Origin of the sequence: Streptomyces sp. NPDC002130 (genome assembly GCF_040296465.1) — a bacterium.
In the GTDB taxonomy this organism is placed as follows: Bacteria; Actinomycetota; Actinomycetes; order Streptomycetales; family Streptomycetaceae; genus Streptomyces.
The window spans coordinates 25,531-46,345 of sequence record NZ_JBEOXI010000032.1 but is presented as its reverse complement, the minus strand read 5'-3'; the positions used below and the strand labels follow the sequence as shown (position 1 = coordinate 46,345).

Genomic DNA, 20,815 nt, shown 5'->3' with positions numbered 1-20,815 from the left:
CGCGGGCGGGGGGGCGTCGGGGGGGCGGGGTGGGCGGGGCCACCCGCGGCCGGGAGTTGCCGGGGCGCCGGGGGCGCGCCCTGCCCCGCGACCATGGTGGGCAGATGGTTGACCGGGGTGCCCTCGCCCGGCAGGCCCGGCGGGGGCGGGCCGGGGGTCGCCGCGGGCGCCGTCGCGGGGGCCGGGGGCAGCGCCGGGCGCGGTGACGACTCGTCGGCGGCGGGGGCGTGTTCGGGGGTGGGGCCGGGGCCAGGGTTCTCGTCAGGGCCGGAACCCTGTCGACCCGCGGGCGGCTCGGGAGCACCGGCTTCCTCGGCGGAACCGGCCCCCTCGGGGTCCTCCGCGTCCAGCAACCGCACCGCGTGCCGCCCCAGTTGGGCCACCAGTGCGCTCGGCAGCCACGGGTCGAGGGCGCGGCCGTCCGCGACGGTGTCGTCCACACCCGTGCGCTGCAGGACGCGGTCCAGGGAGGGCCGGGCGGCGGGGTCCTTGCGCAGGCAGTCCCGGACGAGGTCGGCGATGCCCTCGGGGACGCCCTCCAGGTCCGGCTCCTCCTGGGCGATGCGGAACATCAGGGCGTGCACGCCGCTGTTGGCGGTGCCGAACGGCAGGGCGCCGGTGGCGGCGTAGGCGAGGACCGAGCCGAGGCAGAAGACGTCGCACGCGGGGGTGATGCGGTCGCCCCGCACCTGCTCGGGCGCCATGAAGCCGGGCGACCCGACGAGCGCGCCGGTGCGCGTGAGCCCGCCGTCCGTCACGGTCTCCAGGGCGCGGGCGATGCCGAAGTCGATGACGCGCGGGCCGTCGATGGTGACCAGCACGTTGGACGGCTTGAGGTCGCGGTGGACGATGCCGGCCGCGTGGATGTCCTTGAGCGCGTGCGCGAGCCCGGCCGCGAGGATGCGGACCGTCCGCTCGGGCAGGGCACCGTGGTCCTGTCCGACGACCTGCTGGAGACTGGGCCCGGCGACATACCCGGTGGCGACCCACGGCACGGCCGCCTCGGTGTCGGCGTCCAGCACCGGCGCCGTCCAGTACCCGCCGACCCTGCGCGCGGCCCGCACCTCCTGCCGGAACCGCTCCCGGAACTCCTCCTGCGCGGCGAGTTCCTCACGGACCAGCTTCACGGCGACCGTACGGCCCCGCTCGGAGCGGGCCAGGTACACATGCCCCATGCCCCCCGCACCGAGCCGCGCCAGCAACCGGTACGAACCGATCTGCTGCGGATCCCCGGGCCCCAGCTTCTCCATCGCTCAGCCGCCTTCCCCCCACACGCGAGCAACAGACCGAGAATAGTGCCGGGCCGGGGGCGGGTGGCCTGGGCGATGTCTACGGTTCCGTAACAGGCGGAGGCGCCGTGCCGGGCGTCCCGACCTGGTCGAGCACCGTCGACAGCCGTTCGAGGATCCGTACCGCCTCCGCCAGTTCCGCCTGGCCGAACGCCTCGGCCAGCCGGTCGGCGAACTCCGCGTGCCCGGGGTCGATCCGGGCGATCGCCGCACGCCCCGCCGCCGTGGGCGTGAGGAACTTGGCGCGGCGGTGCGCCGGGTTCGGCCGGTACTCGGCGAGTCCCTTGTCGACGAGCAGGTCGGCGATGCGCTGGACGCTCTGCCGTGTGATGCCCATGGCGCGGGCGATGCCGGAGACGGGCAGCGGCTCCCCGAGGACCGCGCCGAGCACCTGCCACCAGGCGGCGGTGAGCCCGGCGGGCCGGGCCAGCTCCTCCGCGACGGCGAGGAACTGGCCGTTGAGCCGGAACACCCCGAGGGCGCTGCGGCTGAGCAGGTCCTGACGCTCCCGGCTCACAGCGCGCCGGCCTTCTCCAGCACCCCGTACGCCGCCGCGTCGGAGTCGTGGAACAGCCGGTACCAGGCGTCCAGCACCTCTCCGTCGTAGACCCCGAGCAGCCGGAGGATCTCCCGGGCGAAGGCGACGGGTTCGGTCGGGCCCGCGGTGACCAGGGTTCCGTCGGTGACGGCGTCGGTGTCGATGTAACGCCCGCCGCCCGCGTAGCCGGTCGCGGCCAGGTAGAAGGAGACCGCGCTGGTGTGGTCGCGGTCGTCGAGCAGGCCCTCGCGGGCGAGTCCGGCGGTGGCGCCGCAGATCGCGGCGACCGGGACGCCCGCGTCGAGGAAGGCCCGGGCGGTGCGGGCGAAGGGGGCGAGGCCGTCCGAGGTGTCCCAGAGGTCGGCGCCCGGGAGGATCAGCAGCGCGCTGTCCTCGGGGCGCAGGTCCTCCAGCGCCAGGTCGGGCCGGATGCGCAGTCCGCCGGTACTCCGCACCGGGGCGGTGGACGGGCCGACGGTGCGGATCTCGTGGCCGGCGCGGGCGAGATGGGCCGTGGCGTGGCCGGTCTCCCAGTCGGCGAGGGTGTCGTAGACGGCGAGATGGACGGGCTTGCGGCTCATGGCTCCTCCTCGGCTTCCTTGTATGACAACATACTGTCGAATAGACAGCATGTTGTCAATAGGTCCGTCGTGCGACACCTTCCCGTCGACAACCTGTCGCGGAAACCCCCGGACCTCACACACGACGCCGATTTCCCGCCACCGCCCCCCATGCCTACGCTCGCCCGCATGACCCCTCAGCCGAACCCCGAAGCCGGCGCCGCCGTCAAGGCCGCCGACCGTGACCACGTGTTCCACTCCTGGTCCGCTCAGGAGCTCATCGACCCGCTCGCCGTCGCCGGTGCCGAGGGGTCGTACTTCTGGGACTACGACGGCCGCCGCTACCTCGACTTCTCCAGCGGGCTCGTCTACACGAACATCGGCTACCAGCACCCGAAGGTCGTCGCCGCGATCCAGGAGCAGGCGGCGAAGATGACGACCTTCGCGCCCGCCTTCGCGATCGAGGCGCGCTCGGAGGCGGCCCGGCTGATCGCCGAGCGGACCCCGGGCGACCTGGACAAGATCTTCTTCACCAACGGCGGCGCCGACGCCGTCGAGCACGCCATCCGGATGGCCCGTCTGCACACGGGCCGCCCGAAGGTGCTCTCGGCGTACCGCTCCTACCACGGCGGCACCCAGCAGGCCGTGAACATCACCGGCGACCCGCGCCGCTGGGCCTCCGACAGCGGCACGGCCGGGGTCGTGCACTTCTGGGCGCCCTACCTCTACCGCTCGCGCTTCTACGCCGAGACCGAGGAGCAGGAGTGCGCCCGGGCGCTGGAGCACCTGGAGACGACGATTCGCTTCGAGGGGCCCTCGACCGTCGCGGCGATCATCCTGGAGACCATCCCGGGCACGGCCGGGATCATGGTCCCGCCGCCCGGCTACCTCGCCGGGGTGCGGGAGATCTGCGACAAGCACGGGATCGTCTTCGTCCTGGACGAGGTCATGGCCGGCTTCGGACGGACCGGCGAGTGGTTCGCGGCGGACCTGTTCGACGTCACGCCCGACCTGCTGACCTTCGCCAAGGGCGTGAACAGCGGTTACGTGCCGCTGGGCGGTGTCGCGATCTCCGGCGCGATAGCGGAGGCGTTCGGGAAGCGGCCCTACCCCGGTGGTCTGACGTACTCCGGACACCCGCTGGCGTGCGCGGCGGCGGTGGCGACGATCAACGTCATGGCGGAGGAGGGCGTCGTCGAGAACGCTGCCCGGCTGGGCGCCGACGTCGTCGGGCCGGAACTGCGGGCGCTCGCCGAGCGGCACCCGAGCGTCGGCGAGGTGCGCGGCACCGGCATGTTCTGGGCGCTGGAGCTGGTGCGCGACCGCGAGACGCGGGACCCGCTGGTGCCGTACAACGCGGCCGGTGAGGCGAACGCCCCCATGGCCGCCTTCGCCGCCGCCGCGAAGAAGGGCGGGCTGTGGCCCTTCGTGAACATGAACCGGACGCACGTCGTGCCGCCCTGCAACATCAGCGAGGCCGAGCTCAAGGAAGGCCTGGCGGCGCTGGACGCGGCGCTCTCGGTGGCGGACGAGCACACACGGTAGACACCGAGCACGCGCGGTAAACACCTGTAAACCCGTCAGTAACCGACATCCTCGGGCCTCATTCGAACGCGTAAGGTGGCGTGCTCGTAGACCTACACATACGCGCACGCCACCCGAACGCGACGAGGGAGACGCCCTGACCATGCCCGCCAGCTCCGGCAACGGCGCCGTGACGCGCAGCACCCTGCGACAGCAGATCGCCGACGCGCTTCGTGACGAGGTGCTGGCCGGGCGGCTCCAGCCGGGGCAGGAGTTCACGGTCAAGGAGATCGCCGAGCAGTACGGGGTCTCCGCGACGCCGGTGCGCGAGGCGCTCGTCGACCTCTCCGCGCAGGGGCTCCTCGACGCCGACCAGCACCGCGGCTTCCGGGTCCACGAGTACTCGGTCGACGACTTCCGCGGCATGATCGAGGCGCGCGGGCTGGTCATCGAGGGCATGTTCCTCGCGCTGACCGAGGGGCGTCCGGGCGCGGTGCGGCCCGACGATCCCGGGGCCGCCGCCCTGGTCGCCGGGGTCCGCAGGCGCGGCGAGGAGGCGCAACGGGCCGCCGCGGCCGGTGATCTCAGCGTCCTCATCGGTTACGACCTGCGCTTCTGGCGCGAGCTCGGCGCCTGCTTCGGCAACCCCTACCTCGCCGACTTCCTGAACCGGCTGCGCGTGCAGACCTGGGTCTGCGCGGTGCCGCACCTGCGCCGGCTCACCGATCTGCGCGGCGAGCTGTGGGCCGGTCACACCCAGCTGGTCGACGCCCTGATCGACCGCGACAACGACGCCGCCCGGGCGATCATCGCCGCGTACAACACGCACTCGCTCACCCTGATCGAGCGGCTCGCCACCGGATGACCCGCGTCGCCGCTGTCCGGATGGGTATGGGACATGCACGGCGGGAGCCGTGACCACGGCGCACCGCTACCCTTCTTGACCACCGCGCTACCCGACGACCGCGCTGAGCGAGGAGCCTTCTTTGGCCTGTGACCTGTGGCTGGTACCGCTCGTCGACGTGTTGTGCCACACGCCGGACAACCCCTTCGCCGAGGAACTCGCGCAATACAACAAGGTGCTCGCCGAGGCCGGTCTGCCACCGGTGCCGGTGTACCAGTACATGCCGGGCCTGACCGGTGACGTCGCCCCGGTCGCGGGCTTCGACTACGACGCGCTGCACTTCCTGCGCCGCGCCTATCTGCTCCAGGTGTGCGGCCTGCCGGTGACGCCCGTGGACGAGCTGGGCGGCGACTACGAGCAGTTGCTGGAGATGTTCGAGTCGACGGCCCAGCAGTCGCACCTGGTCTGGCACTACGACCACGCGGGCGCCTACGTCCCCGTCGACTTCCCCGGGCCGCTCGCCGACGACGATCTCCTCGCCGGCGGCGGCCCGCTGGGCTCCTCGCACGCCCTGCTGCGGGAGCTGGAGGTGGTCGCCCCGGCCATCGGGATCGACCCGGCCAACCCGCCGGCGGCCCCCCAGCCGCCGCTCGCCCCGACGGAACTGGAGGAACCCGCCGTTCCCGCCCCGTACGATCCGAGCCCGTTCGCCCGCGAGCGGCACGTCTGGCTCGGACTGCACGCGGCCGTGACCCGCAGTCTGGCCCAGGGGTCGATGATCGTCTTCAGCTGAGGCTCACCGTCCCAGCTGCGAGAGGCCCTTCTGCACGTCCTCCATGTTCATCACGGGCGTGTAGGAGATCTCCGCGCCCAGCTGGAGGAAGTAGGGCTCGCTGATGACCGGCATCTGCCAGCTGTCCTGCATGTCGAAGACCACGTAGGCGGTGCGCTTGCCGTGGTCGGAGGTGAAATAGGCCGCTTCGGGCTTGATCTGCTCCATCGACTCCTGGATCAGCTTCCCCAGGGTGCCGTTCCGGATGGCCTCGTTGGCCTTCTCCGTGTCCATGGACGCTTTGAGCAGTACGCGCATCGCACTCACCTTCTCCTGGCCGACGCGCATGGGGGTGTGGCTTCAGCGTATGCCCGTTCACGGGAAGTCTCCCGGCGGCAGAAAGCGGGCCGCCCCCCGTGTGCACGAGGGGCGGCCGGCGGACGTCGGGGCGGGTCAGAGGAACGAGTTGATCTCGATCGTCTCGTCCCGGCCCGGACCCACGCCGATCGCGGAGATCGGGGCGCCGGACATCTCCTCCAGCGCCTTCACGTACGCCTGGGCGTTCTTCGGCAGGTCGGAGAAGGACTTGGCCTTGGAGATGTCCTCGCTCCAGCCCGGCAGCATCTCGTAGACCGGCTTCGCGTGGTGGAAGTCGGTCTGCGAGTACGGCAGCTCCTCGACGCGCTTGCCGTCGATCTCGTAGGCCACGCAGACCGGGATCTGCTCCCAGCCGGTGAGGACGTCGAGCTTGGTGAGGAAGAAGTCGGTCAGGCCGTTCACGCGGGTCGCGTAGCGGGCGATGACCGCGTCGAACCAGCCGCAGCGGCGGTCACGGCCGGTGGTGACACCGCGCTCGCCGCCGATCCGGCGCAGCGCCTCGCCGTCCTCGTCGAACAGCTCCGTCGGGAACGGGCCGGCGCCGACGCGGGTCGTGTACGCCTTGAGGATGCCGATGACCCGGCTGATCTTCGTCGGGCCCACGCCGGCGCCGGTGCAGGCGCCGCCCGCGGTCGGGTTCGACGAGGTGACGAAGGGGTACGTGCCGTGGTCGATGTCGAGCAGCGTGCCCTGGCCGCCCTCGAACAGGACGACCTTGTCGTCCTCCAGCGCCTGGTTGAGCACCAGGACAGTGTCGGAGACGTACGGCGCGAGCTTGTCGGCGTAGGCCAGCAGCTCCTCGACCACTTGGTCCACGGCGATCGCGCGCCGGTTGTAGAGCTTGGTGAGGATCTGGTTCTTGACGTCGAGGGCCGCCTCGACCTTCTGCGTGAGGATCGACTCGTCGTACAGGTCCTGCACGCGGATGCCGACGCGGTTGATCTTGTCGGCGTAGGTCGGGCCGATGCCGCGGCCGGTGGTGCCGATCTTCCGCTTGCCGAGGAAGCGCTCGGTCACCTTGTCCACCGTCACGTTGTACGGGGTGATGATGTGCGCGTTTCCGCTGAGGAGGAGCTTGGACGTGTCGACGCCACGCTCGTTCAGACCGCTCAGCTCGGAGAGCAGGACCGACGGGTCGACGACGACACCGTTGCCGATGACCGGCGTGCAGCCGGGAGACAGGATTCCGGAAGGGAGGAGGTGCAGTGCGTACTTCTGGTCACCGACGACCACCGTGTGGCCGGCGTTGTTGCCGCCCTGGTAGCGCACTACATAGTCCACGGAGCCACCGAGAAGGTCGGTGGCCTTTCCCTTGCCTTCGTCACCCCACTGAGCACCGAGCAGCACAAGTGCGGGCACGCGCGTACACCCCTTCCGGGCGGGGCATGTCCATGGTCGAGGGCGAACGCGGATAATCGCAGCCGCGTGCACCGCGACCGCCGTTGGCCGCCAACCGTCGGACCGGATGCCCCGGAATAGACGAAGCCCCTGGCGCAATAGCGCAAGGGGCTCTTGCACAAAGATGCTACCCGAGGAAGCGAGGCATGGCCGAGGTGGCGACTTCCGCGACGTCCGAGCAGCTGCTGGTGGTGGTCGACCCGGTCGCCCGTAGGTCGGACGGCGAGTCCGTACGGATCGCGAAAGACGTGCTCGGCGCGGGTGCGGGCATGAAGCTGTGCCTGCCGGACGGGCCGGAGGAGTTCGCCCGGGCGCTGGCCCGGCGGGGCTCGCGGCGGCCGGTGGTGGTGGGCGACGACCGGACGCTGATCCGGGCGGTGGCGCTGCTGCACCGTCACCGGGAGCTGGCCGGATGCCCGCTGTCGGTGGTGCCGGTCGGGGGCGCGCTGTCCCTGGCCCGGTCGCTGGGGGTGCCCACGGGGACGGTGGCGGCGGCGCGGGCGGTCCTCGACGGGGTCGAGCGGCGCATGGACCTGATGGTCGACGACAGCGACGGGGTGGTGCTCGGCGCGCTGCGGATACCGCCGCTGCGGCCCGCCCGGGCCGGGGCGGTCCCCGAGACCGCGCCGGATCCGGACGACGTGCCGTACCGCCCCTGGCTGCGGACGTGTCAGTCCCTGGTCCGGACGCTGGTTCCGGCGGGCCGCCCGTCCCGGCTCGCCGCCGTGCCCGAGCCGGGCCCGTCCCGGCTGCGGGTCGAGGTGGACGGGGAGACCCTCGTCGATCTGGACCAGCCGGTGGAGGCGGTGTCGGTGGCACCGGCCGCGGCGGGGGTGGCGTCGGTGGAGGTCAGACCGGTGTCGGTGGGCGCGGAGGCCTCACCGCTGCTGGCCCAGGGCCGGACGGTGACGGTGTCCGGGGCGCACTTCCGCTACCGCGCGGACACGGTGGTGTCGGGGCCGGTGCGGACCCGGACGTGGGTGGTGCGGGAGGGGGCGTGGGGGCTGACGGTGCCGGCAGTGTCGTGAGTCAGTTATCGGGGGCGAGGAATCCGGCGGTGTCGAGGGTGCAGCCGAACGGGTCGGGGATGTCGAGCTTCTCACCGAAGGGCTTGGAGAGGCGCAGCTCGTACCCCTTCGCCGACGGGGACCCGTAGACGACCGCCTGCTGCTCCTGCATGTCGAGGATCAGGTAGACGGGGACACCGGCCTTGGCGTAGACCCCGACCTTGTCGGTCAGGTCGTCGGAACGGGTAGAGGGGGAAGTCAGCTCGGCGACGAGGGACAGGGCTTCGCCGTCGAGGTGGGTGCTCGTGGTCTCGAAGACACGCTCATGCGCCGCGTGGATGTCCGGCCCGAAAGCCCGCTCGTGCTCCGGGAAGACGTAGAGGAACGGCGAACGCTCGATCACGTGCTCTTCGGGGAGATGCGGCTCCAGTTGGCTGCACACCAGCCGCATGACGCGGCGGTAGTACCCCTTCGACCACGGCGAAGCGACGATGCTCCCTCTGACGATCTCGGCCTTGTAGCCGTTGGGCACGTTCAGCTCGTCGAGGAGGCCCAGGAGCTCCTCGAAGTCGCCTCGGGGCTCGGTGCCGTACATCACCGGTCGCTCTGCCATGAGTGTCATGATGCGCCCTCCCCTTGGATGCGAGCCATCCGCCACCCAGCGTAGTCAGTCGATCACCCCGGGCCAAACGGTCGTAGCGCTCCCGGCGCAAGCCCGGTTCCCGCTCGCGCGAGACCATGTGCGTCTGGGCCGGGCAACGCACCTCTCCGAACACCGCCGCGGGGCTGATCCGCAGCTGTTCCCCCAGCTCGGCGCAGGTCATCAAGCCCTCGTCGGAGGACAGCAGCGCGGCGAAGACGTACCGCAGGCGGTGCTGGACGTCTCACCGTTCGGGCACCTGCCGAAGCTGCCGGGCGGGTCCATGGAGTGGGGGCCGGTGCTGACCCTGACCGGCCCGGCGGTCGTGCTTGTGGCCGGAGGGCTCGCGGCCTTGCGGCGGCGGGACGCGGTCGCGTGATCAGTCCAGCTCCACGGTCAGCCCCTCCAGCCCCCTGATCACGAAGTTCGGCTTGCGCACCGGCTCCTCGGCCAGGCGCAGCGTCGGCGCCCTCTCCAGCAACGCCCCCATCGACGCCGCCAGTTCGATACGGGCCAGGGGTGCGCCGATGCAGTAGTGGATGCCGGCGCTGAAGGAGATGTGGGGGTTGTCGGCGCGGGTGAGGTCGAGGGCGGACGGGTTCCGGAACACCGCGGGGTCGTGGTTCGCGGAGCCGAACAGCATCGCGATCTCCGCGCCCCGGGGAATCGTCGTGCCGTCGATCTCGATCTCGTCCAGGACCCAGCGTTCGAAGAGCTGCAGCGGGGTGTCGTAGCGCATCAGCTCCTCGATCGCGGACGGGACGAGCGTGTGGTCGGCGCGCAGCAGCTCCAGTTGCGCCTCGTTGCGGAACAGCGCGTACCAGCCGTTGACCGTGGCGTTGACCGTGGCCTCGTGACCGGCGTTGAGCAGGAGGACGCAGGTGGAGATCATCTCCTGCTCGGTGAGCCGGTCGCCCTCGTCGTGGGCCTCGATGAGACCGGAGACGAGGTCGTCGCCGGGCTCCTTGCGGCGCGCCGCGATCAGCTCGCGCAGGTAGTCGGAGAACTCGACCGACGCGCGGACCGCCTTGGCCGCGGTGTCCTCGGACGGGTTCAGCTCGTACATCCCGCAGATGTCCGCCGACCAGGGGCGCAGCGGGCCCCGGTCGGACTCCGGGATGCCGAGCATCTCGGCGATCACCGCGACGGGGAGGGGCTCGGCGACGTCCTTCAGCAGGTCGCCGCCGCCCGCGGCGACCAGCTCGGACACCAGGTCGTCGGCCAGGCCCCGCACGTACGGCTTCAGCCGCTCCACCGTGCGCGGTGTGAACGCCTTCGACACCAGGCGGCGGATCCGGGTGTGGTCCGGCGGCTCCAGGTCGAGCATCCCGTGGTCGTTGAGCGTGTGGAACGGCTCCTGCTCCGGCGGGGGCGCCGTGCGGCCGAACTCCTCGTGGGTGAACCGGTGCTGGTACGTCCGCCCGAGGCGCCGGTCGCGCAGCAGGGCCGAGACGTCCGCGTGGTGCGGGACGAGCCACTGGTTCGTGGGCTCGAACCAGTGCACGCGGCCCTGGGCACGCAGGTCGGCGTAAGCGGGGTACGGGTCGGCGAGAAACGCCGGGTCCCACGGGTCGAACCCGAGGTCGGAAACAGCTGCCATGAACGGACGCTAGCCCGGCACCCCCCACTCTGACCAGGGGCGGCGCCCCCTGGTCACCCCGGGGTCACCAGCCGCGCCTCGTAGGCGAACACCGCCGCCTGCGTCCGGTCCCTGAGGCCCAGTTTCACCAGGATCCGGCTGACGTGCGTCTTGATCGTCGACTCGGCGACCACCAGCCGCTGCGCGATCTCCGAGTTCGACAGTCCCTGTGCGATGAGCACCAGCACCTCCGTCTCCCGGTCGGTGAGCTCCCCGTAGGCCGCCTGCGCGGAGGGCATCAGGCGCGGGGCCTCGGAGAGCTTGGAGAACTCGGTGATCAGCCGCCTGGTCACCGACGGGGCCAGCAGCGCCTCCCCCGACGCCACGACCCGCACCCCGTCGGCCAGCTGACGGGCCGAGGCGTCCTTGAGGAGGAAGCCGGAGGCACCCGCGCGCAGCGCCTGGTACACGTACTCGTCGAGGTCGAAGGTGGTGAGCACGAGCACCTTCGCCGCGCCGTCGGCGGCGACGATCTCGCGGGTCGCCTCGATGCCGTTCAGCTCGGGCATGCGGATGTCCATCAGCACCACGTCCGGGGCGAGCTCGCGGACCTTGGTGACGGCTTCCCGGCCGTTCACCGCCTCGCCGACGACCTCGATGTCCGGCATCGCGTTCAGCAGGACCGAGAACCCCTCGCGCACCATCATCTGGTCGTCCGCGATCAGGACGCGGATGGTCATACGTCACCCTCGTCCGGCAGGGCGACCGGCAGGAACACCGCCACCTCGTAACCTCCGTCGTCCGTGGCGCCCGCCGTCATCTCGCCGTTCAGCATCGACACCCGCTCCCGCATGCCCGTGATGCCGTGCCCGGCGCCCGGCGAGGGCTTGATCAGGCTCGGGTTCGGCGGCGGGCCGTTGACGATGCGCAGGCCCAGGCCGCCGAGAACGTACCCGATCTCGACGCGGGCCGTCGCGCCCGGCGCGTGCCGCAGGGTGTTGCTCAGGGCCTCCTGCACGATCCGGTACGCCGACAGCTCCACGCCCTGCGGCAGCTCGCGCACCGCGCCGGTCACCACCTTGTCGACCCTCAGACCCGCTTCCCGCACGTTGGTCAGCAACCCTCCCAGGTCGGCGAGCGTCGGCTGCGGGGCGTCCGGGACCTCGTAGTCCTCGGCTCGGACCACGCCCAGCACGCGGCGCAGTTCGGTCAGGGCCGCCACCGCGTTCTCCCGGATCGTGGCGAACGCCTTCTCCAGCTCCGGGGGCGGGTTCTCCACCCGGTAGGGCGCGGCCTCGGCCTGGATGGCGACCACCGACATGTGGTGGGCCACCACGTCGTGCAGCTCACGGGCGATCGTGGTGCGCTCCTCCAGCAGGGTGCGCCGCGAGCGCTCGTGCGCGGTGACCGTCTGCTGGGCGGTGACCTCCTGCACGGCGTCCCGGCGTGTGTGCCAGACGGTGACGCAGAGCAGGATCATCGCCGAGATGATCATCATGGCGCCGGAGTTGGTGCCGTACGTGCTGGTCGGGCCGATGCCGGAGTCCGCGAGGATGGCGTACACCCCCGTCAGCAACCACATCCACCCGGCCGCACGCGGCCTGGTGCGCATGGCCACGACCGTCAGCACGGTCAGGTGGCAGGCGAAGCCACCGGGCGCCCAGGGCCATTCGCCCCAGCGACTGCCGAGCACGGCGACTATCGGGGTGGAGACCATGGACACCCAGAACGCTCCCACCGGCCGCACCATGGTCAGCAGGACGGGAACCGCGCAGAACAGCCCCGTCAGCACGGCCGGTCCACCGGTGTCGACGGTGGCGAGTGCCAGGCTGATCAGGGCGGCCGCGACGATCAGGGCGTGCGGCGTCCAGGCCGTGTACTCCCGCAGCCGGCCGGGCAGTCGCCGGGCGAACCGCCCGTCCGTGCGCCGGCCCGGCAGCGGCCGGTAGGCGAAGGCGTCATGGATCAGGTCCTCCCGCAGCCCGCGCAGGGAGTCCACCGCCACCCGGTACTCGGGGCTGTGCTGCTTGGCCCCGTCGCCCGGCGGCATGGTCTGGATGTGAGTGGTCTCGGTCACGTACAGAACGGTAAGCGCGTCCCCGGCCCCGGTCGTCCCCAGTGAGAGGGGTTCCACAGGGTCCCTCTCAGGTACTACGGGGACCCGCCGCGCCGCCCCTCAGTAGCCCGACGGCCGCACCAGCCCCGATTCGTACGCGAACACCGCCGCCTGTGTCCGGTCCCTGAGGCCCAGCTTCACCAGGATCCTGCCGACGTGGGTCTTCACCGTCTGCTCGGCCACGAACAGGTGCCGGGCGATCTCCGCGTTCGACAGTCCCTGCGCGATCAGCGAGAGCACCTCCGTCTCCCGCTCGGTCAGATCGCCGATCCGTTCCTTCAGCGGGGCGCGGGGCTTGCCGTCGAGCCGGGAGAACTCGGCGATCAGCTTGCGGGTGATGACCGGGGCGAGCAGCGCCTCCCCGGCCGCGACCACCCGGACCGCCTCGGCGAGCTGCTCGGACGAGGCGTCCTTCAGCAGGAACCCGGAGGCTCCGGCGCGCAGCGCGTCGTACACGTACTCGTCGAGGTCGAAGGTGGTGAGCACCAGCACCCGCATGTGCGGGTGTGCCGCGGTGATGTGCTGGGTGGCCTCGATGCCTCCGATGCCGGGCATGCGGATGTCCATCAGGACGACGTCCGGGGCGAGCTCCGCGGCCAGGGCGATGCCGCCCTCGCCGTTCTTGGCGTCGCCGACGACCTCTATGTCGGGCTGGACGCCGAGCAGCACGGTGAAGCCCTGCCGGACCATCGCCTGGTCGTCGACGATCAGAACCCGGATGGGTTCGCCGGTGCCGCTCGTCATGAGGTTCTTCTCCGGGGGGCGGTGGATGGGTGGGTGCCCGGGGTGTCGGCGGGCGGGGTGTCCGGGAGGAAGGCGGTGACCTTGAAGCCGTCCCAGTGCCACGGGTGGGCCGTCATCGTGCCGCCGAGCATCGCGACCCGCTCCCGCATGCCGAGCAGTCCGTGTCCCGCGCCGGTCGACGGCGGGGGCGGGGCGGTCGGGCGGCCGTTGACGATCTCGACCTCCAGGCCGTCCGGTTCGTAGGCGAGACGGACCGTGATCCTCGCGCCGGGCGCGTGCCGCAGGGCGTTGCTCAGCGCCTCCTGCACGATCCGGTACGCCGACAGCTCCACGCCGGGCGGGAGCGGGCGCCGCTCGCCCCTGATGTCGGTGACGACCTCGCGGCCGACGGCCCGGGTGTTCTCCACCAGGGCGTCGAGCCGGTCGAGCGTGGGCTGGGGGGCGTGCGGTGTGGTCTCGTCACCCGCGTCGCCGAACGGCACTCCCGGCCCGGGGTGCTCCGAGCGCAGCACGCCGAGCACGCGGCGCAGTTCGGTCAGTGCCTCCAGCGCGTTCTGCCGGATGCCCGCGAGGTTCTCCCTGAGCTCGTCGGGCGGGTTCTCCACGAGGTGCGGGGCGACCTGCGCCTGGATGGAGATGACCGACATGTGGTGGGCCACCACGTCGTGCAGCTCCCGCGCGATGCGGCTGCGCTCCTCCAGCAGGGTGCGGCGGGTGCGTTCCTCGGCGGTGAGGGTGGTCTGCTCGACCAGTTCCGCCCGGGCCTCGCGGCGGCCGCGCAGGGCGGTGCCGAGGACCACGACGACGGCGGACAGGGAGACGGCGATCGTGCCTGTGGCGTCGTAATCCACCCCCCTTACCAGGCCATCGAGGACGTACGTGACCAGCGCGGTGACGACCAGTGCCGCTATCGCCGCCCGGGTGGGCACCCGCAGGGCGAGCAGCAGCAGCACGAGCAGCAGGCCGATGATCCCGGCCGCGGTCCAGGGCCATGTGTAGGTCTCCAGGTCGAAACCCAGTCGCCCGCGCAGCGTGACGGCGCCCACGAGGAAGGCGCCCAACGCCACCCACCACGCCAGAACGGGCCGCCAGAGCCCCAGCACCACGGCGCCGCCCTGCGCGACCGCGATCAGGAGGGCCAGACCGGCGGCCAGATGGCCGTTGTCGTTCATGTCGCCCGTGCCGCCCAGGATGATCCCGAACGCGGCCATGCACAGCACGCCGTGCGGCAGCCAGCGCAGCCAGGTGGAGGGCGGCAGCGGATCGACCCGGACGGTCCACAGGTCCTGGCGCAGCATCCGCAGCCAGCCCCCGACGCGCGCCCGCAGCGCGCGGCCCACCCCCGTGTCCGTCACACGGCCCAGCCTAGACATGACGCGCCTCCGTCGCCGCGCCTCGGTCGGACGGACGGTGCGCCCGCACCACCCGCGTCCTGCGGCCCCGGCCGCCGCCGCCTCGCTCGAAGGAGCGGAAGGCGGCCCAGCAGGCCGCGAGGGCCAGCGCGAACACGGGCAGCCAGAGCAGCCGGGCCCCGACCCAGCCGAGGTCGTCGGGCCGCGTGTGCAGCCCGGGGAGCCGGCCGACGAGGAGGCCGCTGGCCGTGGTGGCCATCAGGGCCGTCTGGTGCCAGAGGAAGACGGTCATCGCGGAGAGGTTGACGAGCGCCACCGCCGCCCACGCCACGGGCCGGCACATCGCCCGCCGCAGCCGCTCGCGCAGCAGCAGGGCGCCACCGCACTGGGCCAGGCCGAACGTGACGACGGCCAGAGTCGGCGGATACAGGTTGGACATGGCCTCGCCCGGGACGCCGACCATGGCCGCCGGATAGCCCGCCCACGCCACGAGCGCCGCGGTCGCCGCCGCCCCGGCGCCCAGCAGGACCCAGCCCGCACGCCGGTGCTCCAGTTCGCCCCGGGTCCAGGCCGCGCCCAGCGTGTAGGGCACCGCCCAGGCGGCCGCCACGTTCACCCAGCCCAGCCAGGAGGGGCCGCCGAGGCCGAAGCGCAGCAGGTCCACGTGCAGGACGACGGCCAGCGGCCAGAGCGGGCTGAGCCGGGTGAGCAGCGGGGTCGCCGCCGTCAGGCCCGCGAACACCACGAGGAACCACAGGGGGGACAGGGCCAGCTTCACCAGTGTGCGGACCGTGCCGAACTCGGTGCCCGACAGCAGCAGCGCGACGGCGGCGACCGTCCACAGGGTGACGACGGCGGCGACCGGCTTGAACAGCCGGGACAGCCGGGCCGTCAGCCACTGGTGGTACGGGATTCCCCGGGCCCGGGCCGAGGCATGACTCCGGGTGGCGACATGGCCCCCGACCAGGAAGAACACGGCGAGTGTCTGGAACATCCAGGAGACGGGCGTCAGCCAGGGCATGTGCTGCAGCGGGCTCGCCGTGCGCAGGACGCGGCCGTCGGAGACCAGGGCCGTGACCAGCCAGTGCCCGAGGACGACACCGAGGACGGCGACGGCCCGCAGGGCGTCCACGGCCCGGTCGCGGCCGGGCGGGGTGGCCGCGCCGACGCGACCGGCGCCGCGGCGCACTGTCTGCCGCAGGGCGCGTACGCCGATGTCAGTCATGGGTCACCGCCTTGGTCTCGCCCAGGACGATCCGGGCCAGGTTGGTCAGGGAGGCCGTGCCGGGTCTGAAGTAGTCGCTGTGGCCGCCGTCGCCGGCCGTGAAGACCCGGGCGCCGAAGGCCGGGGAGACGGGGTCGGTGCCGAAGCCGACCGTGGTGCCGAACAGGTCCAGGTCGACGTGCGGGACGTTCTCCACCCAGTCGTCGCCGCCCCGGGCCGCCCAGACGCGGGCGCGGGTGCGCAGGCCGGCGGCGGTGTCGGCACCCGTGCCCGGGCTGCCGACGAGCGCTATGTCGTCGACGGCGAGCCCGGCGGCGGCACGGCCGCAGACCACCGAGCCGTAGGAGTGGCACAGCAGCGAGATGCGCGATCCGGTGCCCGCTATGGCCCGCAGGTCGGCGACGAGCGTCCGCAGGCGCGGGGCCGCCTGCTCCGCCCTGCCGGTCGTCGTGACCGTCGTGCTGACCGTGCCCGGCGTCTCGTAGCCCAGCCAGGCCACGACCGCGGTGCGGGTGCCCGCCGGTGCCTGCCGGGAGAGCTGCCGGTGCAGGGCGGCGGCCGCCGTGTGGAACCGGCCGTAGGTGTCGAGGCTCGTGTCGGATCCGGGGACCAGGACGGCGATGCGGTCGGCGTGGGCGAGGTCGCCGAGGACCTCCGTCACCCGGCCGGAGCCGCGCCCGTCGAACCGCAGGAGGTGCCGGGCCGGGGCGGCCAGCCGACGGTCCGTAGCGGCACGGTCCCGGTCGTGGTGGACGGCGGCCGTACGGGCCGCCTCGGCGGCGTTGGCCCGGTTGGCCGCGTACGCCTCGTCGAGCGTCGACGCGGTGAGGGGGGCGAGGTGGGCGGGGGCCGGTGCGGGGGTCTGCGGTCGTACGGCCCCGGAAAGGGGGACGACCACCGCACCGGTGATGAGGGCGGCGAGCGCGGCCCGGCGCCATCGGCCGGCGCGGCGCCTGCCGCCGCCACGGCGGTACTGCGGTGCGGACCCCATGGTCGTCCCCCTCCAGCGCACCCGGCCATCGGGTCTGCATGGAAGGGAAGTTACGGAGGGGGACGCCTCGTCCGCGTCACACCGGGGAACTCACCTGCGGTGTAGCTCTCAGGTACTACGGGTATGACCGGGGACCCCTCCTTACGGGTCCTCCGGACAGGCTCTCGCGAAGCCGCGCCGCACGCCCCTCACCAGGCCAGCTGCGCGATCTCCTCCACCACCACCGCGCACGCGTCGGCCGCCGGGTCGATGAGCGGGAAGTGCCCCACGTCCTCCAGCAGCGTCACGCCCACCATCTCCCCGGCCTTCGCCGCCGCCTCCGCGTACGACTCGGCGACGGCCTGCGGCACGTCGAGGTCCGCGCGGCCCTGCACGAGGGTGGTGGCGATGCCCGTGGGCAGCAGCAGCGCCGGGTCCGCGTACGGCTGCCGCTCGGCGAAGTGCTCGTCCCCGCCCAGGAGTTGACGCGCGGCGCCGCCGCACACGTCCAGCTTGTCGGCGATCGCCAGGTCCGCGATCGGCGCGAGGGCGACGACGCCGCGCAGCGTCACCGGACCGCCGCTGCGCCAGGGCGAGTCGGCCGGCAGGACGTGCCGGGCGGCACCCCACAGGGCGAGGTGCCCGCCCGCCGAGTGGCCGGTCAGGACCGTACGGCGCGGGTCGGCCTGCGGCAGCAACTCCCGTACCAGCGCGGGCAGGGCGTCCAGTGCCGCCGCGACGTCGTCGAAGGTGTCGGGCCAGCGGCCCGCGAGGGAGTCGCCGTCCCCGCCGCGCCGGTACTCGACGCTGGCCACGGCGAACCCGCGGCGGGCGAGGAAGTCCGCGAAGGGGCTGATGTGCCACCGGTCGTACGGCGCCCGCCAGGCACCGCCGTGCAGCACGACGACGACCGGGGCCGGCCCGGGGCCGCCCGCCCGGCGCGGCGCGAAGAAGTCGATCACCTGGTCCGGGTGGTCGCCGTAGGCCGCGGTGGCGTCGGGGTCGACGGGCGCGTGGGAGAAGGCGGACTTCTCCTCGGCAGCGGCCCGTGCTGCTGCGACGTCGTCCGTCATGCTCCAACCTTCCAGCGATGAACCGTACGGGGCGGACCAGTTGAGGGGTCAGCCGTTGGCCGGGACGGTACCAGGCGCGTGACATGCGCGGACATGCGGATGTCACGCTCGGTGAAGACCGGACGGACACTGCGGGGCCGGGACACCACAGGGGCGTCCCGGCCCCGCCGCCGCTCAGGCCAGCGTCTGCGCCAGCACCCGCGCCGCCCGCTCCACGTCGGCGAACCCGACGTACAGCGGTGTGAAGCCGAAGCGCAGCACGTCCGGGGCCCGGAAGTCACCGACCACACCCCGCTCGATCAGCCGCTTCATCACGTCACCGGCGTCGTCGCAGCGCAGCGCGATCTGGCTGCCCCGTTCCCCGTGCGCCACCGGCGTCACACACTCGACCCGGCCCTCGGGCACGTACGCCGCCACACACTCCAGGAAGAAGTCCGTCAGCGCCAGGGACTTGGCCCGCACCGCCTCGACCGACACCCCGTCCCAGACCTCCAGGGCCGCCTCCAGGGCGAGCATGGAGAGGATGTCGGGCGTGCCGACCCGGCCGCGCAGGGCACCGGGGGCCGCCTCGAAGTCGCTGCGCATCCCGAACGGCTCGGCGTGCGAGTTCCAGCCGGGCAGCGGCGAGTCGAAACGGTCCTGCAACTCCCGCCGCACATACAGGTACGCCGGTGAACCGGGCCCGCCGTTCAGGTACTTGTACGTGCAGCCGACCGCGAGGTCCACGCCGTGCTCGTCCAGCCCGACCGGCAGCGCGCCCGCGCTGTGGCACAGGTCCCAGACGGCGACCGCCCCGGCCTCGTGCGCGGCGGCCGTCAGTCCGGGCAGGTCGTGCAGCCGGCCGGTGCGGTAGTCGACGTGGTTGAGCAGGACGGCGGCGGTACGGTCGCCGAGCGCGCCCGGGACGTCCGCCGGTGCCACGGGCCGCAGGGTGCGGCCGGTCATGCGGGCGGCGGACTCTGCGATGTACCCGTCGGTGGGAAAGGTCGTCGCGTCGACGAGGAGCTCGTCACGGCCCTCCCCGGCCATCCGAACCGCCCCCACGAGTGCCTTCAGAACATTGACACTCGTGGAGTCGCCCACGACGATCTGCCCGGGCGCCGCCCCGACCAGCGGGGCGATCCGGTCACCGATCCGCTCGGGCGCCGTCCACCAGCCGCTCTCCTCCCACGACCGGATGCGCAGCTCGCCCCACTGGCGGCGTACGACGTCCTCGACCCGGCCGGGGACGACGGCGGGCAGGGCGCCGAGCGAGTTGCCGTCGAGGTACACCACGTCGTCGAGGACGAACTCGGCACGCTTGCCGGCCAGTTCGTCGACGGCGTCCAGCTTCTGCGCGCGTTCCGCCGGCTCAGACATAGGACCGCGCCGTCCACAGCTCGGGGAACACGTTCTTCTGCGCGCGCTTCTCCAGCCAGGCCACCCCGGCGGAGCCGCCCGTGCCGGTCTTGGCGCCCATCGCGCGGCGGGTGGCGACCAGATGGTCGTTGCGCCAGCGCCACACCAGCTCGGCGACGTCGCTCAGCGCCTCGCCCAGCCGGGCGACCTCGTCGCTCTCGTCACCCGAGTAGACGGCCGTCCAGGCCGCCTCCACCTCCGGCGACGGCTCGTAGCGCTTGGAGACGTCGCGCCGCAGCACGGCCTCCGGGATGTCGTGCCCGCGCCGCGCCAGCAGCCGCACGACCTCGTCGTACAGGCTCGGCTCGTGCAGCGCCTTCTCCAGCTCGGCGTGCACGCGCGGTGCGCCCCGGTGCGGGACGAGCATCGACGCGGCCTTGTCGCCGAGCAGGAACTCCATGCGGCGGTACATCGCCGACTGGAAGCCGGAGCCCTCGCCGAGGGCGCTGCGGTACGAGTTGAACTGGGCCGGCGTGAGCTGGGCGAGCGGCTTCCAGGAGTGGTTGAGCGCCTCCAGTTCGCGCACCGACCTCTTGAGCGCGGCGATGGCGGTGGGGATGTCGTCACCCCTGAGCGCGCCTGCGGCCGTCTCCCACTCGTGGACGATGACGGTGAACCACAGCTCCATCACCTGGGTCGTCACCAGGAAGACCATCTCTCCGGGGTCGTCGGAGAGGGTGTGCTGGAGGTGGGTGAGTACGTCCGCCTTGACGTAGTCCTCGTACGGCGTCGTGCCGTGGAAGTCGAGATGCGGGGTCTCGGGCTCGTGAGCCTCGTGGGACATCGCTGTCTCCTGCGTATAACTCCGGGTAGCGGTCCGCCCCTGCCGAATCCGACACGGGGGCCCCGGTCCCCGAGGGCATCTTCCGCAATCGTCCCCCGAAATCGCAAGGCCCGCCTTTCGCGGACGGGCCTCGCGTACACCGGCCGTGTCTCAGCCCAGGACCTGCGCCGCCGTCGGCGAGGAGTCCTTCAGGAACTGGGAGCAGCGCTCGTACTCCTCCTGCTCGCCGATCGCCTGCGCGGCGCGGGCGAGGGCGTGCAGGGCGCGCAGGAAGCCGCGGTTCGGCTCGTGCTCCCACGGCACGGGGCCGTGGCCCTTCCAGCCGTTGCGGCGCAGCGCGTCCAGGCCGCGGTGGTAGCCCGTGCGGGCGTACGCGTAGGACTCCACGGCCGCGCCCCGCTCGAACGCCTCGTCGGCGAGCTGCGCCCAGGCGAGCGAGGAGGTGGGGTGCGCGGCAGCGGCGTCGACCGGCGACTTGCCCGACGCGAGCATTTCCCGCGGCCCGGGGTCGTCGGGGAGGTGGGTCGGGGGCGGGCCCCCGAGAAGGTTCTCGTGAATGGACATGCCCCAAGTCTGCGCCATACCGCTCGGCCGCGGGCACCGGTCCCGCCGAGGACCGGACCG

Annotated in this window: 21 protein-coding genes and 2 pseudogenes; 5 read left to right on the top strand and 18 right to left on the bottom strand. The window is 72.6% G+C overall.

Annotated elements, in window-relative coordinates:
- The 3 genes from ABT116_RS08915 to ABT116_RS08905 form a co-directional block, all read right to left on the bottom strand.
- Positions 1–1,250: serine/threonine-protein kinase (locus ABT116_RS08915; RefSeq protein WP_351629867.1), on the bottom strand; the 1,250-nt coding region annotated here is incomplete at its 3' end.
- A gap of 79 nt (positions 1,251–1,329) precedes the next feature.
- Positions 1,330–1,806, bottom strand: a complete 477-nt coding sequence (locus ABT116_RS08910) for a MarR family winged helix-turn-helix transcriptional regulator (RefSeq protein WP_351629864.1) — start codon at positions 1,804–1,806, stop codon at positions 1,330–1,332.
- A complete protein-coding gene (locus ABT116_RS08905) occupies positions 1,803–2,408 on the bottom strand; it encodes a DJ-1/PfpI family protein (RefSeq protein ID WP_351629861.1) in 606 nt (201 codons plus the stop codon). Before ABT116_RS08905 ends, ABT116_RS08910 begins: the two co-directional genes overlap by 4 nt.
- A gap of 168 nt (positions 2,409–2,576) precedes the next feature.
- Here ABT116_RS08905 and ABT116_RS08900 point away from each other — a divergent pair, with 168 nt between their 5' ends.
- From ABT116_RS08900 to ABT116_RS08890, 3 genes are all read left to right on the top strand, one after another.
- Positions 2,577–3,932: an aspartate aminotransferase family protein gene (locus tag ABT116_RS08900; protein ID WP_351629858.1), complete on the top strand. Its 1,356-nt coding sequence runs from the start codon at positions 2,577–2,579 to the stop codon at positions 3,930–3,932.
- 142 nt (positions 3,933–4,074) lie between these two features.
- Entirely contained in the window at positions 4,075–4,776 is a 702-nt protein-coding gene (locus ABT116_RS08895) for a GntR family transcriptional regulator (RefSeq protein WP_351629856.1), read from the top strand.
- 121 nt (positions 4,777–4,897) lie between these two features.
- Positions 4,898–5,548 (top strand): putative DNA-mimic protein, encoded by a 651-nt coding sequence (locus tag ABT116_RS08890; RefSeq protein WP_351629854.1) that lies wholly within the window; start codon positions 4,898–4,900, stop codon positions 5,546–5,548.
- A gap of 3 nt (positions 5,549–5,551) precedes the next feature.
- Here ABT116_RS08890 and ABT116_RS08885 read toward each other — a convergent pair whose 3' ends face one another.
- Both ABT116_RS08885 and ABT116_RS08880 read right to left on the bottom strand, forming a co-directional pair.
- Positions 5,552–5,845, bottom strand: a complete 294-nt coding sequence (locus ABT116_RS08885) for a hypothetical protein (protein WP_053670518.1) — start codon at positions 5,843–5,845, stop codon at positions 5,552–5,554.
- Positions 5,846–5,980: 135 nt separating this feature from the next.
- Positions 5,981–7,264, bottom strand: coding sequence for an adenylosuccinate synthase (locus ABT116_RS08880; protein ID WP_351629851.1), 1,284 nt, complete (start codon positions 7,262–7,264; stop codon positions 5,981–5,983).
- 185 nt (positions 7,265–7,449) lie between these two features.
- Between ABT116_RS08880 and ABT116_RS08875 the strand changes: the two genes are divergently transcribed.
- Positions 7,450–8,331 carry a diacylglycerol kinase family protein gene (locus ABT116_RS08875; RefSeq protein ID WP_351629848.1) on the top strand — a complete coding sequence of 294 codons (882 nt, stop codon included), beginning with the start codon at positions 7,450–7,452 and terminating at the stop codon, positions 8,329–8,331.
- 1 nt (position 8,332) lies between these two features.
- Here ABT116_RS08875 and ABT116_RS08870 read toward each other — a convergent pair whose 3' ends face one another.
- Together ABT116_RS08870 and ABT116_RS08865 are read right to left on the bottom strand one after the other, a co-directional pair.
- On the bottom strand, positions 8,333–8,932 hold the full coding sequence (locus tag ABT116_RS08870) for a Uma2 family endonuclease (protein ID WP_351629845.1): 600 nt from the start codon (positions 8,930–8,932) through the stop codon (positions 8,333–8,335).
- A 73-nt stretch (positions 8,933–9,005) separates the two neighbouring features.
- Positions 9,006–9,134: pseudogene (locus ABT116_RS08865) on the bottom strand (MarR family transcriptional regulator); the annotation flags it as partial.
- A 30-nt stretch (positions 9,135–9,164) separates the two neighbouring features.
- Between ABT116_RS08865 and ABT116_RS50840 the strand changes: the two are divergent.
- Positions 9,165–9,329, top strand: a pseudogene (locus ABT116_RS50840) (efflux permease Rv1217c-related protein); the annotation flags it as partial.
- Here the strand turns inward: ABT116_RS50840 and ABT116_RS08860 are convergent.
- The 11 genes from ABT116_RS08860 to ABT116_RS08810 all read right to left on the bottom strand — a co-directional run bounded on the left by ABT116_RS08860 (position 9,330) and on the right by ABT116_RS08810 (position 20,755).
- The gene (locus tag ABT116_RS08860; RefSeq protein ID WP_351629843.1) at positions 9,330–10,550 is read right to left on the bottom strand and encodes a cytochrome P450; all 1,221 of its coding nucleotides are present in this window, start codon (positions 10,548–10,550) and stop codon (positions 9,330–9,332) included. It lies immediately after the preceding pseudogene.
- Between the two features lie 53 nt (positions 10,551–10,603).
- Complete coding sequence (locus ABT116_RS08855; protein WP_351629840.1) at positions 10,604–11,269, bottom strand: response regulator; 666 nt, start codon at positions 11,267–11,269, stop codon at positions 10,604–10,606.
- Entirely contained in the window at positions 11,266–12,606 is a 1,341-nt protein-coding gene (locus tag ABT116_RS08850) for a sensor histidine kinase (RefSeq protein ID WP_502983842.1), read from the bottom strand. Before ABT116_RS08850 ends, ABT116_RS08855 begins: the two co-directional genes overlap by 4 nt.
- Positions 12,607–12,705: 99 nt before the next feature.
- On the bottom strand, positions 12,706–13,389 hold the full coding sequence (locus tag ABT116_RS08845) for a response regulator (protein ID WP_351629838.1): 684 nt from the start codon (positions 13,387–13,389) through the stop codon (positions 12,706–12,708).
- Positions 13,386–14,762 carry a sensor histidine kinase gene (locus tag ABT116_RS08840; protein ID WP_351629831.1) on the bottom strand — a complete coding sequence of 459 codons (1,377 nt, stop codon included), beginning with the start codon at positions 14,760–14,762 and terminating at the stop codon, positions 13,386–13,388. Before ABT116_RS08840 ends, ABT116_RS08845 begins: the two co-directional genes overlap by 4 nt.
- Positions 14,755–15,966 carry an acyltransferase family protein gene (locus ABT116_RS08835; RefSeq protein ID WP_351629828.1) on the bottom strand — a complete coding sequence of 404 codons (1,212 nt, stop codon included), beginning with the start codon at positions 15,964–15,966 and terminating at the stop codon, positions 14,755–14,757. The genes ABT116_RS08840 and ABT116_RS08835 overlap by 8 nt, the downstream gene beginning before the upstream one ends.
- A complete protein-coding gene (locus ABT116_RS08830) occupies positions 15,959–16,957 on the bottom strand; it encodes an alpha/beta hydrolase (protein ID WP_351629826.1) in 999 nt (332 codons plus the stop codon). Before ABT116_RS08830 ends, ABT116_RS08835 begins: the two co-directional genes overlap by 8 nt.
- 188 nt (positions 16,958–17,145) lie before the next feature.
- Positions 17,146–18,009 carry an alpha/beta hydrolase gene (locus tag ABT116_RS08825; protein WP_351629823.1) on the bottom strand — a complete coding sequence of 288 codons (864 nt, stop codon included), beginning with the start codon at positions 18,007–18,009 and terminating at the stop codon, positions 17,146–17,148.
- Positions 18,010–18,183: 174 nt separating this feature from the next.
- Positions 18,184–19,368 carry a kynureninase gene (gene kynU / locus ABT116_RS08820; protein ID WP_351629819.1) on the bottom strand — a complete coding sequence of 395 codons (1,185 nt, stop codon included), beginning with the start codon at positions 19,366–19,368 and terminating at the stop codon, positions 18,184–18,186.
- Positions 19,361–20,191 carry a tryptophan 2,3-dioxygenase family protein gene (locus ABT116_RS08815; RefSeq protein WP_351629817.1) on the bottom strand — a complete coding sequence of 277 codons (831 nt, stop codon included), beginning with the start codon at positions 20,189–20,191 and terminating at the stop codon, positions 19,361–19,363. Before ABT116_RS08815 ends, kynU begins: the two co-directional genes overlap by 8 nt.
- 150 nt (positions 20,192–20,341) lie before the next feature.
- A complete protein-coding gene (locus tag ABT116_RS08810; RefSeq protein ID WP_351629814.1) occupies positions 20,342–20,755 on the bottom strand; it encodes a DUF3151 domain-containing protein in 414 nt (137 codons plus the stop codon).
- Positions 20,756–20,815: the final 60 nt, after the last annotated feature.

Bases quoted from the DNA above. Each gene is read 5' to 3' on its own strand.
- ABT116_RS08905 (WP_351629861.1), bottom strand. From the start codon at position 2,408: ATGAGCCGCAAGCCCGTCCATCTCGCCGTCTACGACACCCTCGCCGAC.
- kynU (WP_351629819.1), bottom strand. From the start codon at position 19,368: ATGTCTGAGCCGGCGGAACGCGCGCAGAAGCTGGACGCCGTCGACGAA.
- ABT116_RS08885 (WP_053670518.1), bottom strand. From the start codon at position 5,845: ATGCGCGTACTGCTCAAAGCGTCCATGGACACGGAGAAGGCCAACGAG.
- ABT116_RS08855 (WP_351629840.1), bottom strand. From the start codon at position 11,269: ATGACCATCCGCGTCCTGATCGCGGACGACCAGATGATGGTGCGCGAG.
- ABT116_RS08845 (WP_351629838.1), bottom strand. From the start codon at position 13,389: ATGACGAGCGGCACCGGCGAACCCATCCGGGTTCTGATCGTCGACGAC.
- ABT116_RS08835 (WP_351629828.1), bottom strand. From the start codon at position 15,966: ATGACTGACATCGGCGTACGCGCCCTGCGGCAGACAGTGCGCCGCGGC.
- ABT116_RS08815 (WP_351629817.1), bottom strand. From the start codon at position 20,191: ATGTCCCACGAGGCTCACGAGCCCGAGACCCCGCATCTCGACTTCCAC.
- ABT116_RS08825 (WP_351629823.1), bottom strand. From the start codon at position 18,009: ATGACGGACGACGTCGCAGCAGCACGGGCCGCTGCCGAGGAGAAGTCC.
- ABT116_RS08840 (WP_351629831.1), bottom strand. From the start codon at position 14,762: ATGTCTAGGCTGGGCCGTGTGACGGACACGGGGGTGGGCCGCGCGCTG.
- ABT116_RS08830 (WP_351629826.1), bottom strand. From the start codon at position 16,957: ATGGGGTCCGCACCGCAGTACCGCCGTGGCGGCGGCAGGCGCCGCGCC.
- ABT116_RS08875 (WP_351629848.1), top strand. From the start codon at position 7,450: ATGGCCGAGGTGGCGACTTCCGCGACGTCCGAGCAGCTGCTGGTGGTG.
- ABT116_RS08860 (WP_351629843.1), bottom strand. From the start codon at position 10,550: ATGGCAGCTGTTTCCGACCTCGGGTTCGACCCGTGGGACCCGGCGTTT.
- ABT116_RS08895 (WP_351629856.1), top strand. From the start codon at position 4,075: ATGCCCGCCAGCTCCGGCAACGGCGCCGTGACGCGCAGCACCCTGCGA.
- ABT116_RS08810 (WP_351629814.1), bottom strand. From the start codon at position 20,755: ATGTCCATTCACGAGAACCTTCTCGGGGGCCCGCCCCCGACCCACCTC.
- ABT116_RS08900 (WP_351629858.1), top strand. From the start codon at position 2,577: ATGACCCCTCAGCCGAACCCCGAAGCCGGCGCCGCCGTCAAGGCCGCC.
- ABT116_RS08870 (WP_351629845.1), bottom strand. From the start codon at position 8,932: ATGACACTCATGGCAGAGCGACCGGTGATGTACGGCACCGAGCCCCGA.